This is a genomic window from Morganella sp. TYF_1, from assembly GCF_043105645.1.
Classification (GTDB): Bacteria; Pseudomonadota; Gammaproteobacteria; order Enterobacterales; family Enterobacteriaceae; genus Morganella; species Morganella morganii_B.
Map to the genome: position 1 here is coordinate 348,583 of NZ_JBICLU010000026.1, position 14,081 is coordinate 362,663.

Below are 14,081 nucleotides of genomic sequence, written 5' to 3' on the forward strand. Positions count from 1 at the left end.
CACACCATTCTTTCGGGGATTTTCCTGTGGTGGCATAGTCAGATAGAAACTGTTTTTGTAGATCGTTCCGGTTTGATCCTGCCATAATTGGTCCTTACTGTTTCTCAATCACCCGAATATATCTGATGTCACCAGTTCATCCGGTACAATATATATTTATGAGCTATCCGTTCTATGCGGTGCTGTCCTTATTTTGTATGCACACAAAAGTGAAACAAAATATGTCAAATATTTCTGATACTCCCGGACAGACTTGAAATTGTGGTTTACATTGACAAACTCAGCATAGCTATTTCAGATATAGTTTTAGTTACTTGGCATTCGAGTAACTTTACTTTAAAGTAGTAATCCGTGGTATGTATAGTGCAGTGCGTTACAGCCCCTCTAACCAGGGACGGTTAGAAGGGAATCATCACTCCTTCATTTGTTCACGCTTATTGCAAATCTCTGTGATACCAAAGCACCCTGCCTTGTTATGACGCCCCTTAGATTCATTGTAATTAATTTAAGGCTATCCCTTTAGTTTTTTTTTTCGTCATACCGATAGTTTATATGAGTGCTTATTCATTCATACATATATCAAAGGATCTAATATGCCACAGATTATTAATACCAACGCCATGAGCCTGGTGGCTCAGAATAACCTGAACAAATCACAGGCTGCTCTGGGTACTGCTATCGAACGTCTTTCTTCCGGTCTGCGTATCAACAGCGCAAAAGACGATGCGGCAGGTCAGGCGATCAGTAACCGTTTCACCGCTAACATTAATGGTCTGACTCAGGCATCCCGTAACGCAAACGACGGTATCTCCCTGGCGCAGACGACTGAAGGCGCACTGAACGAAATCAACGATAACCTGCAGAACATCCGTCGTTTAAGCGTTCAGGCAGCCAACGGTACTAACTCCGAATCTGACCGTCAGTCTATCCAGGACGAAATCGACCAGCGTCTGGCTGAAATCAACCGTGTTTCTCAGCAGACTGAATTCAACGGCATCAAAGTGCTGAGCAAAGATCAGACGCTGAGCATCCAGGTTGGTGCGAACGATGGCCAGACTATCGATATCAACTTAGGCAAGATCGACACCGCAACACTGGGTCTGGAAGGCTTCAGCATCATGAATATGGTGGCGACATCTGAGGTTACTGAAGGAATGCAGATTGTTGGTGGTGCTGCTGGTGCTGACAAGCATATATTGTCTGCACAAGATATTGATAATCTTGAAGATAAACTGTTCGGTGCGAATAAAGGTGATGCAGGCAATAAGATGTATGCTTACACTGGCGCGGATGGTAATACTGCATTTATTGGTGTTGATAAAGATGGTACCTGGAAAACGAGTGTAGCCACTGTTAAAGCAGAGGTACCAGCTGTTCCGGGGCCGGCCGCTCCTTCAGAAGTTAGCTTTGGGGCTGCAACTGCTGTAGATGCAAAAACAGACCCGGTAGTTAAAAGTCTGACAACCCTGCAGACCATGGACGATGCATTAGCACAGGTTGATGCCATGCGTTCAGGTCTGGGTGCTTCCCAGAACCGCTTTAACTCTGTTATCAGCAACCTGGATAACACCGTTATCAACCTGTCTGAATCCCGTGCCCGTATCCTGGATGCAGACTTCGCGGTAGAAGTATCTAACATGAGCCGTGCGAACATCCTGCAGTCAGCGGGTACCACTGTTCTGGCACAGGCAAACCAGGTTCCGCAGAACGTTCTGACTCTGCTGCGTTAATCTGTCCTGATATCAATAAGCCCGGCATCGTATTATGCCGGGCTTTTTTATCAATACCGGTTAAGTGCATAAACCGGTACAATTCATTCAACAATTAGCGAGTGGCTTTATTAAAAAACATCTCTGCTTTATTCTCCTCTATATAACACTTCCCTGTTAACGCCTCGTAAAATGGCTTCCGGTTTCGTGACCAGCTGGATTGGGTTAAATCAGGAACAAGATGCTTAATTGCATTGTATGCCACAGATGATGGTACCCGCCGGTAACCTCTTCCGGAACAACGCGGGCAATCCTTGATAACCGGAACGCCTTGTAACAATGTCTGTTCCTCATCCGGAACTTTTCCCCGGCCTCTGCACTGGCACCGGTGGGTTAACTGCCCTTCCCATTGCAGGTCATACACAGTTCGCCAGCGCACTCAGTACGGACTATCGGCTCAACAATCACAGTACCCTCCATATTGGTGATACCCGGATGCTTCACCACCTCTTTCCGGCGACAAATCAGTCCTTTTCCGCCGCAGTCCTGACACTGGCAGACAGAACCCGCTGAACGGGCGTAATCCTCAAACGCCATTGGTGGTTTGCCTATCTGATGACATCCGTGATTGTCAGTCTGTCTCCCGGCGCGGGCGCGATTGCGGCCATTGCCGGGTTGCAGACCGGCCTGTCACTGCTGATCATTTTGGTTGGTGTCGGATTGGGGACATTACTGTCACAATCGGTTCTGGCCTTTGAAATACTGAAATGGGCCGGCGCGGCCTATCTTATCCGGCTGGGGATCCGCCAGTGGCGGGCAGCGGGAACCATTGAACTGAATACACCGGCAGCAACGCTGTCACGCAAAAAGCTGTATCAGAACGGCGTGCTGGTGAATATCTCGAATCCCAAAAGCATTGTTTTTCTCGCGGCGCTGTTTCCGCAGTTTATTATGCCGCACCAGCCTCAGCTGATGCAGTATCTGATTCTGGGTGTCACTACTGTTGCCGCTGATATTATTGTGATGACGGGGTATGCCGTACTGGCACGTCAGATTGCCGTATTTATCAAAAGCCCGGCACAGACCCGCACCATGAATAAAGTGTTCGGATCATTATTTATGCTGGTCGGAGCCCTGCTGGCTTTTACCCGTCCGGCCTGAACCGGAATACGCCCCGTTATTTGCGGGGCGTTATATCGCTACTCAAAAACATCATTAATAATGTAGGTCACCACCGCGGTACTCAGTGCAATAAGCACTAAATCGTCACCGGCTATTTTCCACTCATAGCCCGGATAATGCGGCAGTCGGTCACGCATATGGGCAGGTACTGCGCGTTTTGCAATGCCCGGAGGGAGTGGTTTTCCTCTGGCAAGGTTTTTCGCTATTCCCGGCGGCAGCGCGTGATATCCGGGTAGTCCGTTTTCTGACGCCAGCCAGCGTGCCTGTGCGTAAGTCAGATCTTTTTTGTACTTATGGTAATGATTATCTCTGTGCTTATAATGACCGTGATTATGCTCATACCGGTGACCGTGTCTTTTATCATGATCCCGGTCCGCATAAGACGATACCGGCACCGCTAAAAGTCCGGTCATCAACAGCACTGCGTTACATACCTGTGTCAATCTGCGCATAACACAACCCCTGCGTATTAATACTGATAATGAGCGTTGATCATTCCGCAGAATTACGCAATAGGATATCCGGACAACATGATTCGCCACTGTACTGAAAATTGGTTATCATCCCCTTCCGCTTTTTATCCGGATAGCCCGATGTCTGACATTACCGATACCTTTATCGCCCCGCCGTGCCCTGAGCAGATTGACATTCTGTATCAGGATGAACACCTGCTGCTGATTAATAAACCAGCCGGGCTTCTCAGTCTTTCGGGAAAAAATCCGCAGAATCTGGATTCTGTGCATTACCGGCTGGTGCAACTGTTTCCCGGCTGCACACTGGTACACCGGCTGGATTTCGGTACCTCCGGGCTGCTGGTGGTGGCCTGCAACAAAGTGATCAATGCCGCACTTTGTCGTCAGTTCAGTCAGCGTACAGTGCAGAAAGGTTACAGTGCCCTGTTGTGCGGGCATCTGAATGAGAATGAAGGAATAATTGATGCGGCGATTGCCAAAGATCCGGCACTGTTTCCGCGCATGACGCTATGTGCTGTCCGGGGAAAACCGGCCCGTTCACATTATCAGGTGACTGAGCGCTTTTATTATGAAACGGAAGACGGACTCTCTCTGCCGGTCACGCGGGTGGCACTGACACCGGAAACCGGTCGCACGCATCAGCTCCGCATTCATTGTCAGTATCTGGGCCATCCGATTTTAGGGTGTGATCTCTATGGCGGGAAACTATTGCCGGGTACTGAAAATATTCCGCGACTGATGCTGCATGCCGGGGAGCTGAATTTTGTGCATCCGGTCAGCGGCGAACCGATCAATGCCCGCAGTCCCTGCCCGTTCTGAACAGGGGAAGCAGGCAGATTCAGATCACCACATTAAATCATCCGGGATTTTAAAATCAGCATACGGATCGTCTTCGTCTGCTTCGTCCTGTGCCAGCGCATTATTTAACACAATGCTTTCCGCATCACGCTGTGTGATTTTATCCGCAACAACCGCCGGGATAATGGCATATTCACTCACACTGCTGTTTTCCGTGCTTAACCGGGCAATTGCCAGGCGCCCGCTGATCAGCTGAGACTGTGTGGTTTTGTCCACGGCAATGCTTTTAATCACGTTGTTGTCGGTGAAATTAAAATCAATATTGCCTTTTGAAATAATAATCCGGTTCATTTCAATCAGCTGTTTCACCTGAGCTTTATATTCCCGGGATAAAACAGCCTGTTTTTGCTGCTCACTCAGCTGTTTATCACGCTCAAGCTGGGCTTTTTTATTCTCTTCCACCGCTTCTCTGGCCTCACGGGCCTGAACACGCGATTTTTTTGCTGTTCTGCGGACTTTGTCCATTTTTTTGCTGGTCACCAGTCCGGCTTTCAGCATCTGCTCTTGTAATGTGAGTTTTGTCATTGTCTTTTCTGAATCAGTTTAATATTGCCGGTAATTATACCGGTAATTTTCAGGATTGTATCCGGTACGTCAGGCCAGCTGCATTTTCAGCCAGTAACCCTGCTGGCACAGACTGAAAAATTCTTTGTGCTGCGGAGAAACCGTTTTCGCATTATCCCCGGTGACAGACCAGACTATCCACTGCTCGGGGCACTGTTCGTCTCCGCTCTGTACGGCAGTTTCTATCTCTTCACTGCACATCAGCTCAATACCGTCGCGGAACTGCCATTTGCGGACCCGCCGGATCACTTCGGAGAGTTCATCTTTCTGATAATGGTCACAAATCGCATTGCAATCAGTATGGTTTTGTATCGCGCGGGAAATATAGTCTGCCAGCATCATGAACATTCTTGTACTTTTGTCATAGCGCAGATTGTAAAGGGTCTGCTGCCGGTTGACAAACGGCGGCCGCTGTCACGCATTTTGTAAAATGGTTAAACCTGCGCGGATTTCAGCCGGTAAACCCGTTATAGTTAAGATTCCGCAGTCATACGGGGAAGACAGAATGAAACGCTATTATAACTGGATCTGCCGCCATAAGCTGTACACCTTGCTTATCGCCTTTATTGTGACGGATATCATTCTGTGGGCAATTTTATCTTTCACAATGTGAATAACATCACCCCCGGTATTTCACGCTGTTTTTTATGACAAAACTTGTTAAGATAATTCGCAGAATAATAACAGTAACCCGTCTGTGATGAGGTTACTGATTTAACCTTAACAAGGAGAATGCAATGTCGTTTGAATTACCTGCACTGCCTTATGCAAAAAATGCATTAGCGCCCTATATTTCTGAAGAAACACTGGAATACCACTACGGTAAACACCACAACACTTATGTGGTTAATCTGAATAACCTGATCAAAGGCACCGCGTTTGAAGGTAAATCACTGGAAGAGATTATCAAAACCTCTGATGCCGGTATCTTCAATAACGCCGCCCAGGTCTGGAACCACACGTTCTACTGGCACTGCCTGGCACCAAACGCCGGTGGCGAGCCAACCGGTAAAATTGCGGATGCGATTAACAACGCGTTCGGTTCATTTGCCGAATTCAAACAGCAGTTTACCGATGCCGCAGTGAAAAACTTCGGTTCCGGCTGGACATGGCTGGTGAAAAAAGCAGACGGCAGCCTGGCTATCGTCAATACCTCTAACGCGGCAACCCCGGTCAGCGGTAACGACAAACCCATCTTAACCGTCGATGTCTGGGAACACGCTTATTATATCGACTACCGTAATGCCCGTCCTAAATACCTGGAAAACTTCTGGGCATTAGTGAACTGGAAATTTGCGGAAGAAAACCTGGCGTAATCCGTAAAAATACTGTTAACCAAGAAAGGGCGGAATTTTCCGCCCTTTTGTATTGATGGGGGTGTATCAGAAAAGCATTGTTGCAAATAATACGATCATAACCAGTGCCGCAACTGCGGTTGACAAACCATATTTCAGATCTGTATCCATTCCTATCTCCAAAATAGCTGCTTAATGACCAATGATGATTACCTGACATCCTGAATCATCAAAATAATTAAAACGGATGGTCTGACCGGAAAATCCGAATAGCTGACCATATCAATAACCATAGCACAGGTAATATTTTTTACTTTTGACCCGGATCAGACAACAATGCCTGTTTTTACAGAAATTTTTCTATTGTTACCGCATAATGGCACTATAATAGCAATCGATTAACCGAATAATAAAATACAGACCGGCAGGTCAGGAGTTGTTTTCATCATGGCAACGATTAAAGATGTGGCTAAGCGCTCGGGCGTCTCTACCACAACCGTCTCCCATGTCATTAATAATACCCGTTTCGTTGCGGAAGAAACGAAGGCGGCTGTCTGGGCTGCTATCAAAGAGTTGCACTATTCACCGAGCGCCGTGGCGCGCAGTCTGAAAGTCAATAACACCAAGTCCATCGGGCTGCTGGCCACCTCCAGTGAAGCGCCGTATTTTGCGGAAGTGATTGAGGCGGTGGAAAACAGCTGCTACAGCAAAGGCTATACCCTGGTGCTGTGCAACTCTCACAATAATCCTGACAAGCAGAAAGCCTACCTGGCGATGCTGGCACAAAAGCGGGTCGATGGTCTGCTGGTGATGTGTTCTGAATATCCGGATCAGCTGATTGCCATGCTGGAAGGCTACCGCAATATCCCGATGGTGGTAATGGACTGGGGCAAAGCGCGCGGGGATTTCACCGATGCGATTATTGATAACGCCCTGCACGGCGGTTATCTTGCCGGTCGTTACCTGATTGAACGCGGTCACCGTGATATCGCGGTTATTCCGGGGCCGCTTGAGCGAAACACCGGCGGCAACCGTCTGGAAGGATTCCGCAAAGCAATGAAAGAAGCCGGCATTACGGTGCGTGATGAATGGATTGTTCAGGGCGATTTTGAACCGGATTCCGGTTATCAGGCGATGGCACAGATTTTATCCGGCAAACAGCGCCCGACCGCGGTATTCTGCGGCGGGGATGCCATGGCGATGGGCGCAATTTGCGCGGCTGATGAAATGGGCCTGCGTGTGCCGCAGGATATTTCTGTGATCGGGTATGACAATATCCGTAACGCCCGCTACTTTACCCCTGCTCTGACCACCATCCACCAGCCGAAAGAGCGGCTGGGACAGATGGCGCTGACCATGCTGCTCGACCGTATCGTCAACAAACGCGAAGATGCACAGACCATTGAGGTGCATCCGCGCCTCGTCGAACGCCGCTCCGTGGCAGATGGTCCGTTTATCGATTACCGCCGCTGAGGATCAGCGCAGCCATTCGGCATTGAGTGTACTGCTGTCCCCGAGATAATCGAGCAGCCAGCTCAGTGCCGGCGAGGTATCTTTATCCACCCAGGTGATACAGCACGGGCTGTCCGGCAATGGCTGCTCTATCTTCAGCGCTGCCAGCCGCCCCTCTTTAATCAGCGGATCGGCCCGGTGCGCCGGCATCATTGCCACACATAATCCCGATTCCACACAGGCAATCCCGCGATCCCAGTCCGGCACCACCAGGCGGCGCTGATTATCCAGTGCCCACGTGTCGCGTTTCGGCAGGGAACGCGAGGTGTCTTCCAGACATAAACTCGGGTACGGCACCATCTCCTCATTGGTCAGGACATGACCGGCAGAGGCCAGCGGATGATCCGGGCTGACCACCGCACGCCACGGCATAAACCCCATATCACGGAAATTATAACGCTCGCCGATCGGGGATGCGCGTGTCGCGCCGATGGCCACATCCACCCGTCTGTCCACCAGCGCATCCCACACCCCGTTAAACACCTCCGGATAAATATACAACTCGATATCCGGAAAATGATGATAAAAATCCAGCAGAAGTCGCGTTATCCGTTCCGGTTTTACGATACAGTCAACGGCAATACTGAACTGCCCGCGCCAGCCGTTGGCAATCATCTGGCACTGGTGGCGTGTGGATTTCATTTTTTTGATAACATCACGCGCTTCTTTGACAAATAATGCCCCGGCAGGTGTCAGTTCAACATCCCGGTGACGCCGTTCAAACAGCGGAACCGCCAGCCACTCTTCCAGCTGACGAACGCTGTAGCTGATGGCAGAAGGCACCCGGTGCAGTTCCTCTGCCGCCGCACTGAAACTGCCTGTCCGTGCCACAGCATCCACCACATCCAGCGTATATTCTGACCACATAATTCTTCCTTTCAAAAAATTTCACAGCAGTGTGCAAATAATAACGTTTTACAAAGAAAAACTCGAATAGTTAAAATAACAACTCACGCATTACACTTATTTAACATTCAGGTATTTCTCTGTGACTGTCAATAAATCGCCTTCCCGCGGCTTTCTCTTTTATCTCGCCGGGCTCAGCATGCTGGGTTACCTCGCGATTGATATGTATCTGCCTGCATTCGGTATGATGCAGGACTCTCTAAACTCCACTGCCAGCGCTATCAGCGCCAGTCTGAGTATCTTCCTGGTCGGCTTTGCCATCGGTCAGCTGTTATGGGGACCACTCTCCGATAAAATCGGCCGCAAGCCGGTTCTGCTGATGGGTCTCGGCCTGTTTGCCCTGAGCTGCCTGGCCATGGTCTGGGTTTCCACCCCGGCGCAGCTATTATTACTGCGCTTTGTGCAGGCGGTCAGCGTCTGCTCCGCAGCGGTCACCTGGCAGGCACTGGTTATCGACCGTTATGATGATCACCGCGCGCAGCGTGTCTTTGCCGCGATTATGCCGCTGGTGGCACTTTCCCCGGCACTGGCGCCGTTACTGGGCGCATGGCTGCTCAACCACGGCGGCTGGCATGAGATTTTCCTCGTACTCGGCGGGATCACCCTGCTGGTACTGATCCCGACCCTGATGCTGAAAGAAAAGCGCCATATTGCGCCGGATGCAGCCAAAACAGAAAAACAGAAAATCTCCTTTTTCCGTTTGCTGAAGTCCCCGGTCTACAGCGGTAACGTGCTGATTTATGCCGCATGCAGTGCCGGTTTCTTTGCCTGGCTGACCGGTTCGCCGTTTATTCTGCGCGATATGGGTTATAACCCGAATGATATCGGCCTGAGCTATATCCCGCAAACGATCGCCTTTATGGTCGGGGGCTACGGCTGCCGTGCCCTGCTGTCGCGGATTAACGGTAAAACCCTGCTGCCGTTCCTGCTGGCCGGTTATGCCGTCAGCATGATCGGGTTGTATGTTATGGCGAAATTCAGCAACCCGTCACTGGTGGCGATCCTGATCCCGTTCTGCTTTATGGCGGCAATGAATGGTGCGTCTTACCCGATTGCGGTATCAAACGCCCTGGCGGTTTATCCGGAGCACAGCGGTAAAGCGGCAGCATTACAGAATGCGATTCAGCTCGGTTTATGTTCTGCGATCAGTTTTCTGGTCTCCGCGCTGATGCATGACCCCCTGCTCTCCACCACCGCAGTCATGGCGGCAACCGTGGTACTGACTATCGGCGGTTATATTATTCAGCGCCGCTCTTCGCGCACCTCCGTGACTATTGCGGAACAAAATCAATAGACTGAAACACGTATTAAGAATATTCCTAATTGCGGGCCGTACTCATGTACGGCTTTTTTTGTCATTGAATTTTAATTTCAGGCTCCTATACTTTTCTGACAATTCGTTTTAAATCCGGATTTTGAGCTTTGTTTTTGTCTTAACGATCACGTTAATACGCAGACTGTCACCCGTTGACGGCCAATCACACCGGTTCTGTTGTTCCCGCGCAAAACGTCATGAATAAAGCACTCAGAATCCCGCTTTGATAAAAATTGGAGATAATATGAGTTCTGATTGTGTCGAAAATCAAAAAACGCCTGCTGATTCCTGGCAGCGGATTGCCTCCGATCTTTTAGACGAAGCCGGCATTGAGGTTAATGGTTCCCGTCCTTTTGATATTCAGGTGCATAACAGCCAATTCTTTAAACGGGTTCTGCAACAGGGCTCAATGGGACTGGGTGAAAGCTATATGGATGGCTGGTGGGACTGTGAGCGGTTAGATATTTTCTTTCAGCGGGTATTACGTGCCGGACTGGAAAATAAGCTGCCGCAGAATATCAACGATATTATAAAAATCGCCATGGCCCGCCTGCGTAATCTGCAAACCAAAAAGCGGGCGCGGATTGTCGGCGAAGAACATTATGATCTGGGTAATGACCTGTTTGAGCTGATGCTCGACCCGTATATGCAGTATTCCTGCGGTTACTGGAAAGATCTCAGTGATGACCCTGCCAATCTGGCGAAGGCGCAGGAGCAGAAGCTGCATCTCATCTGTGAAAAATTACAGCTGAAACCGGGTATGCAGCTGCTGGATATCGGCTGCGGCTGGGGCGGACTGGCGGCGTATGCTGCGAAACACTTCGGTGTGTCGGTGACCGGTGTGACCATTTCCGCCGAACAGCAGAAATATGCTCAGGCGCGCTGTGCGGATCTTGACGTAAATATTATCCTCGAAGATTACCGCGATCTGCATGAGCAGTATGACCGGATTGTGTCTGTCGGGATGTTTGAGCACGTCGGACCGAAAAATTACGCCACCTATTTTGATGTGGTTAAACGCAACCTGAAACCGGACGGCTTATTTTTACTGCACACTATCGGTTCAAACCGCAATAAAGTGAATGTGGATGCCTGGATCGGCAAATATATTTTCCCGAACGGTTGTCTGCCGTCTGTGCAGAATATCGGCGACAGCAGTGAAAATAAATTAGTGATGGAAGACTGGCATAATTTCGGCGCTGATTATGACCGGACACTGATGGCGTGGCATTCCCGTTTTCAGGCGGCCTGGCCGTCACTGGAAAATAATTACACGCCGCGCTTTAAACGAATGTTCACCTATTATCTTAACGCCTGCGCCGGTGCATTCCGTGCCCGTGATATCCAGCTGTGGCAGATATTATGGAGCCCGCAGGGTTGCGAGGGCGGATTACGCGTTCCGCGCTGACTATCCTGCCCGCAATAAACAATCCGTAATAAACTATCCGTAATAAATAATCCGGTCTGATAAAAATCAGTACCGGATTTTTTTATCTGAATACAATCAGTCCTGCGGTTTTTCTGTTGGTGCCGGTGGTGTCAGGCTTTCCTGCAACTGCTGCATTTTCTGCGCCAGCACCCGCTCGGTGGTATCAACAATCGCCTGGGTCTGCGGATCCAGCTCAATATTCACTTTATCGCCCAGCCGTTTTTTACCCAGCGTGGTGCGCTCACGGGTTTCCGGAATCAGATGCACGCAGAAACGGTTATTCACCACATCCCCGATAGTCAGGCTGATACCGTCAATACCGACAAAGCCTTTATGCAGGATATATTTCATCAGGGCTTTATCTTCGATACGCAGCCAGATCTGATAATTATTTTCAGAGACAAAAATCTTGGCAATTTCCGCCGTGGTGACAATATGACCGGACATAATATGCCCGCCGATTTCATCACCGTATTTGGCGGCTCTTTCCAGATTGACCACATCGCCGGTTTTAATGCTGCCGAGATTGGTCAGCCTTAAGGTTTCCTTAACCAGATCAAAACTGATTAAATCCCCGTCTATTTTTGTGACTGTCAGACAGCAGCCGTTATGTGCCACTGATGCGCCCGTTTCTATCCCGGCCAGCATATCCGGCGGGAATTTCACAGTGTGGGTACGAAAGTTTTCTTTTTCTTCGATGGCGACAACGGGGCCTTTGCCTTGTACAATCCCGGTAAACATGCGGATCTCCAGTCAGTATTCGGATAGATTTATGCAGTTTATCCTGAAACAAAGAATTAAACAGCCCTTCCCGTTACATCCCGCACATTTAATTGTATTGGCTTGTATTTGATTAATCGTTAGAATGATTTTTCCGCCTGATCCGGTAAATATGTTACGAATCCCGGAACGTCTTTCCTCCTCCTTTTATCAGAATAAATAAGGTGTATTACGTGCAGAAGTATTTGAAAGAAGCGCGTACTTTGCTGGCTCTTGGTATTCCCGTTATTATCGCGCAGTTTACACAGACAGCGATGGGCGTGGTTGACACTGTGATGGCCGGCAGAGTCAGTGCGACAGACATGTCCGCCGTGGCTGTTGGTACCTCCATCTGGCTGCCCGCTATCCTGTTCGGTCACGGTCTGCTGATGGCGCTGACCCCGGTGGTCGCGCAGCTCAACGGCTCCGGCCGCCGTCCGATGATTGCCAACCAGATCCGTCAGGGTATGTGGCTGGCGGCATTTTTGTCCGTTCTGGTCATCGCGGTGCTCTATAACAGCCGCTACATTATTGAAAATATGCCGCATATTGACCCGGTTCTGGCTGAAAAAGCGGTCGGATTCACCCACGCTATTATGTGGGGTGCGCCGGGTTATCTGTTTTATCAGGTGCTGCGCAGCCAGTGTGAAGGGTTATCGAAAACCAAACCGGGGATGGTGATTGGTTTTCTCGGCCTGCTGGTGAATATCCCGGTCAACTATATCTTTATTTACGGGAAATTCGGTGCGCCTGCTCTCGGCGGTGTCGGGTGTGGTGTCGCGACCGCTTCCGTGTTCTGGGCAATGTTCCTGTTTATGCGCTGGTATGTGAAACATGCCCGTTCACAACGGGATGTACAGCCGAAAAGCCGCTTCAGTCCGCCGGACTGGGCAGTAATAAAGCGGATCACCCAGCTCGGTCTGCCGATTGCCCTAGCGCTGTTCTTTGAGGTCACGCTATTTGCCATTGTGGCCCTGCTGGTTGCGCCATTAGGTGTCACCGCCGTCGCCGGACATCAGATTGCCCTGAACTTCAGCTCACTGATGTTTATGTTCCCGATTTCACTGGGGATCGCCACCACTATCCGTATCGGCTTTAACCTCGGAAAAAGTTCCACGGAAAAAGCACGGGTATCCGCCTATACCGGGCTGGGTGTCGGGCTGATGATCGCGGCTATCACCGCCCTCTTTACTGTGCTGTTCCGTGAGCCTATCGCCCTGCTGTATAACGATAATCCGGAAGTGGTGATTATGGCCTCCGGCCTGATGCTGTTTGCCGGTATCTATCAGCTGTCGGATTCGGTTCAGGTGATCGGTGCCGGTGTGCTGCGTGGTTATAAAGACACGCGCGCCATCTTCTATATCACCTTTACGGCTTACTGGATCCTCGGCCTGCCGTCCGGTTATCTCCTCGGATTAACAGATCTGGTGGTACCGGCGATGGGCCCTGCCGGGTTCTGGATCGGTTTTATCATCGGATTAACGGCCGCAGCCATCGGTATGGCATGCCGGATCCTGTGGTTACAGAAACAGCCGGACAGTTTTATCCTGCAACGCGCCGGTCGTTAACGGCTTTTTGACAGGGGAAATGCACAATTTTCAGTCCGATAGCATTAAATACGAGCAATCGGACAAGAAAATGTGTTTTTCCCCTTGCAAGAACCGGCTCTGATCGTTAATATTCGTCCCCGTTGTCAGCGAAGATATTAAAGAATGCGTCCATAGCTCAGTTGGTTAGAGCACCACCTTGACATGGTGGGGGTCGGTGGTTCGAGTCCACTTGGACGCACCATTTACGTCGCAAAACAATTATTACACAGTGCGTCCATAGCTCAGTTGGTTAGAGCACCACCTTGACATGGTGGGGGTCGGTGGTTCGAGTCCACTTGGACGCACCATTTCTCAGCAATTCCGTTTTACCTCCCTTTTCAGTTCATCCGATTTTCAGTCCGTTACCCTCTTCTGTTCTTATTGTACCTCTGCGTATCAATACGGCTGATTTCTTGCGTTACCGCAAGAATGTCTCCCGCCATACGCCATAGCTTACGTAATCATCCGATAGCTGCTATCCGGACGGCAT

General features: G+C 49.9%; 16 protein-coding genes and 2 tRNA genes. 10 read left to right on the top strand and 8 right to left on the bottom strand.

Features of this window, described 5'->3' with window-relative positions:
- Window positions 1-593: 593 nt before the first annotated feature.
- Window positions 594-1,730, top strand: coding sequence for a FliC/FljB family flagellin (locus tag ACF8OF_RS14945; protein WP_392497056.1), 1,137 nt, complete (start codon window positions 594-596; stop codon window positions 1,728-1,730).
- Between the two features lie 94 nt (window positions 1,731-1,824).
- On the opposite strand, the gene ACF8OF_RS14950 is transcribed toward ACF8OF_RS14945, so the two are convergent.
- Window positions 1,825-2,148, bottom strand: a complete 324-nt coding sequence (locus tag ACF8OF_RS14950; RefSeq protein WP_392497057.1) for an antitermination protein — start codon at window positions 2,146-2,148, stop codon at window positions 1,825-1,827.
- Entirely contained in the window at window positions 2,103-2,306 is a 204-nt protein-coding gene (locus ACF8OF_RS14955; RefSeq protein ID WP_392497371.1) for a hypothetical protein, read from the bottom strand. The genes ACF8OF_RS14950 and ACF8OF_RS14955 overlap by 46 nt, the downstream gene beginning before the upstream one ends.
- Window positions 2,307-2,324: 18 nt before the next feature.
- Here ACF8OF_RS14955 and rhtB point away from each other — a divergent pair, with 18 nt between their 5' ends.
- Window positions 2,325-2,870, top strand: a complete 546-nt coding sequence (gene rhtB / locus ACF8OF_RS14960) for a homoserine/homoserine lactone efflux protein (protein ID WP_392497058.1) — start codon at window positions 2,325-2,327, stop codon at window positions 2,868-2,870.
- A gap of 38 nt (window positions 2,871-2,908) precedes the next feature.
- Here the strand turns inward: rhtB and ACF8OF_RS14965 are convergent, their stop codons facing one another.
- A complete protein-coding gene (locus tag ACF8OF_RS14965) occupies window positions 2,909-3,304 on the bottom strand; it encodes an anti-virulence regulator CigR family protein (protein WP_392505290.1) in 396 nt (131 codons plus the stop codon).
- 180 nt (window positions 3,305-3,484) lie between these two features.
- On the opposite strand from ACF8OF_RS14965, the gene ACF8OF_RS14970 reads away from it, so the two are divergent.
- On the top strand, window positions 3,485-4,183 hold the full coding sequence (locus ACF8OF_RS14970; protein ID WP_369444162.1) for an RluA family pseudouridine synthase: 699 nt from the start codon (window positions 3,485-3,487) through the stop codon (window positions 4,181-4,183).
- Between the two features lie 24 nt (window positions 4,184-4,207).
- On the opposite strand, the gene ACF8OF_RS14975 is transcribed toward ACF8OF_RS14970, so the two are convergent.
- On the bottom strand, window positions 4,208-4,747 hold the full coding sequence (locus tag ACF8OF_RS14975) for a DUF2058 domain-containing protein (protein WP_025152987.1): 540 nt from the start codon (window positions 4,745-4,747) through the stop codon (window positions 4,208-4,210).
- 69 nt (window positions 4,748-4,816) lie between these two features.
- Entirely contained in the window at window positions 4,817-5,128 is a 312-nt protein-coding gene (locus ACF8OF_RS14980; protein WP_279799549.1) for a hypothetical protein, read from the bottom strand.
- Between the two features lie 395 nt (window positions 5,129-5,523).
- Between ACF8OF_RS14980 and sodB the strand changes: the two genes are divergently transcribed.
- On the top strand, window positions 5,524-6,102 hold the full coding sequence (gene sodB / locus ACF8OF_RS14985; RefSeq protein ID WP_262861046.1) for a superoxide dismutase [Fe]: 579 nt from the start codon (window positions 5,524-5,526) through the stop codon (window positions 6,100-6,102).
- Window positions 6,103-6,168: 66 nt separating this feature from the next.
- Here the strand turns inward: sodB and ACF8OF_RS14990 are convergent, their stop codons facing one another.
- The gene (locus ACF8OF_RS14990; RefSeq protein ID WP_108695365.1) at window positions 6,169-6,252 is read right to left on the bottom strand and encodes a YnhF family membrane protein; all 84 of its coding nucleotides are present in this window, start codon (window positions 6,250-6,252) and stop codon (window positions 6,169-6,171) included.
- Between the two features lie 276 nt (window positions 6,253-6,528).
- Here ACF8OF_RS14990 and purR point away from each other — a divergent pair, with 276 nt between their 5' ends.
- Complete coding sequence (purR, locus tag ACF8OF_RS14995) at window positions 6,529-7,554, top strand: HTH-type transcriptional repressor PurR (protein WP_025152991.1); 1,026 nt, start codon at window positions 6,529-6,531, stop codon at window positions 7,552-7,554.
- Between the two features lie 3 nt (window positions 7,555-7,557).
- Here the strand turns inward: purR and punR are convergent, their stop codons facing one another.
- The gene (gene punR / locus ACF8OF_RS15000) at window positions 7,558-8,460 is read right to left on the bottom strand and encodes a DNA-binding transcriptional activator PunR (RefSeq protein WP_262861047.1); all 903 of its coding nucleotides are present in this window, start codon (window positions 8,458-8,460) and stop codon (window positions 7,558-7,560) included.
- 121 nt (window positions 8,461-8,581) lie between these two features.
- Between punR and punC the strand changes: the two genes are divergently transcribed.
- Window positions 8,582-9,793: a purine nucleoside transporter PunC gene (gene punC, locus ACF8OF_RS15005; protein ID WP_262861048.1), complete on the top strand. Its 1,212-nt coding sequence runs from the start codon at window positions 8,582-8,584 to the stop codon at window positions 9,791-9,793.
- Window positions 9,794-10,058: 265 nt separating this feature from the next.
- Complete coding sequence (gene cfa / locus ACF8OF_RS15010; protein WP_392497060.1) at window positions 10,059-11,222, top strand: cyclopropane fatty acyl phospholipid synthase; 1,164 nt, start codon at window positions 10,059-10,061, stop codon at window positions 11,220-11,222.
- Between the two features lie 96 nt (window positions 11,223-11,318).
- On the opposite strand, the gene ACF8OF_RS15015 is transcribed toward cfa, so the two are convergent.
- Window positions 11,319-11,984 (bottom strand): riboflavin synthase subunit alpha, encoded by a 666-nt coding sequence (locus ACF8OF_RS15015; protein WP_262862000.1) that lies wholly within the window; start codon window positions 11,982-11,984, stop codon window positions 11,319-11,321.
- A gap of 212 nt (window positions 11,985-12,196) precedes the next feature.
- On the opposite strand from ACF8OF_RS15015, the gene ACF8OF_RS15020 reads away from it, so the two are divergent.
- The 3 genes from ACF8OF_RS15020 to ACF8OF_RS15030 all read left to right on the top strand — a co-directional run bounded on the left by ACF8OF_RS15020 (window position 12,197) and on the right by ACF8OF_RS15030 (window position 13,899).
- Window positions 12,197-13,570 carry an MATE family efflux transporter gene (locus tag ACF8OF_RS15020; protein WP_262861051.1) on the top strand — a complete coding sequence of 458 codons (1,374 nt, stop codon included), beginning with the start codon at window positions 12,197-12,199 and terminating at the stop codon, window positions 13,568-13,570.
- Window positions 13,571-13,716: 146 nt separating this feature from the next.
- A tRNA-Val gene (locus tag ACF8OF_RS15025) sits at window positions 13,717-13,793 on the top strand.
- A gap of 29 nt (window positions 13,794-13,822) precedes the next feature.
- A tRNA-Val gene (locus tag ACF8OF_RS15030) sits at window positions 13,823-13,899 on the top strand.
- The last annotated feature ends 182 nt before the right edge of the window (window positions 13,900-14,081 follow it).

Coding starts and splice junctions, on each gene's coding strand:
- ACF8OF_RS14945 (WP_392497056.1), top strand. CDS start 594: ATGCCACAGATTATTAATACCAACGCCATGAGCCTGGTGGCTCAGAAT.
- ACF8OF_RS14955 (WP_392497371.1), bottom strand. CDS start 2,306: ATGGCGTTTGAGGATTACGCCCGTTCAGCGGGTTCTGTCTGCCAGTGT.
- rhtB (WP_392497058.1), top strand. CDS start 2,325: ATGACATCCGTGATTGTCAGTCTGTCTCCCGGCGCGGGCGCGATTGCG.
- ACF8OF_RS14965 (WP_392505290.1), bottom strand. CDS start 3,304: ATGACCGGACTTTTAGCGGTGCCGGTATCGTCTTATGCGGACCGGGAT.
- ACF8OF_RS14970 (WP_369444162.1), top strand. CDS start 3,485: ATGTCTGACATTACCGATACCTTTATCGCCCCGCCGTGCCCTGAGCAG.
- ACF8OF_RS14975 (WP_025152987.1), bottom strand. CDS start 4,747: ATGACAAAACTCACATTACAAGAGCAGATGCTGAAAGCCGGACTGGTG.
- ACF8OF_RS14980 (WP_279799549.1), bottom strand. CDS start 5,128: ATGATGCTGGCAGACTATATTTCCCGCGCGATACAAAACCATACTGAT.
- sodB (WP_262861046.1), top strand. CDS start 5,524: ATGTCGTTTGAATTACCTGCACTGCCTTATGCAAAAAATGCATTAGCG.
- ACF8OF_RS14990 (WP_108695365.1), bottom strand. CDS start 6,252: ATGGATACAGATCTGAAATATGGTTTGTCAACCGCAGTTGCGGCACTG.
- purR (WP_025152991.1), top strand. CDS start 6,529: ATGGCAACGATTAAAGATGTGGCTAAGCGCTCGGGCGTCTCTACCACA.
- punR (WP_262861047.1), bottom strand. CDS start 8,460: ATGTGGTCAGAATATACGCTGGATGTGGTGGATGCTGTGGCACGGACA.
- cfa (WP_392497060.1), top strand. CDS start 10,059: ATGAGTTCTGATTGTGTCGAAAATCAAAAAACGCCTGCTGATTCCTGG.
- ACF8OF_RS15015 (WP_262862000.1), bottom strand. CDS start 11,984: ATGTTTACCGGGATTGTACAAGGCAAAGGCCCCGTTGTCGCCATCGAA.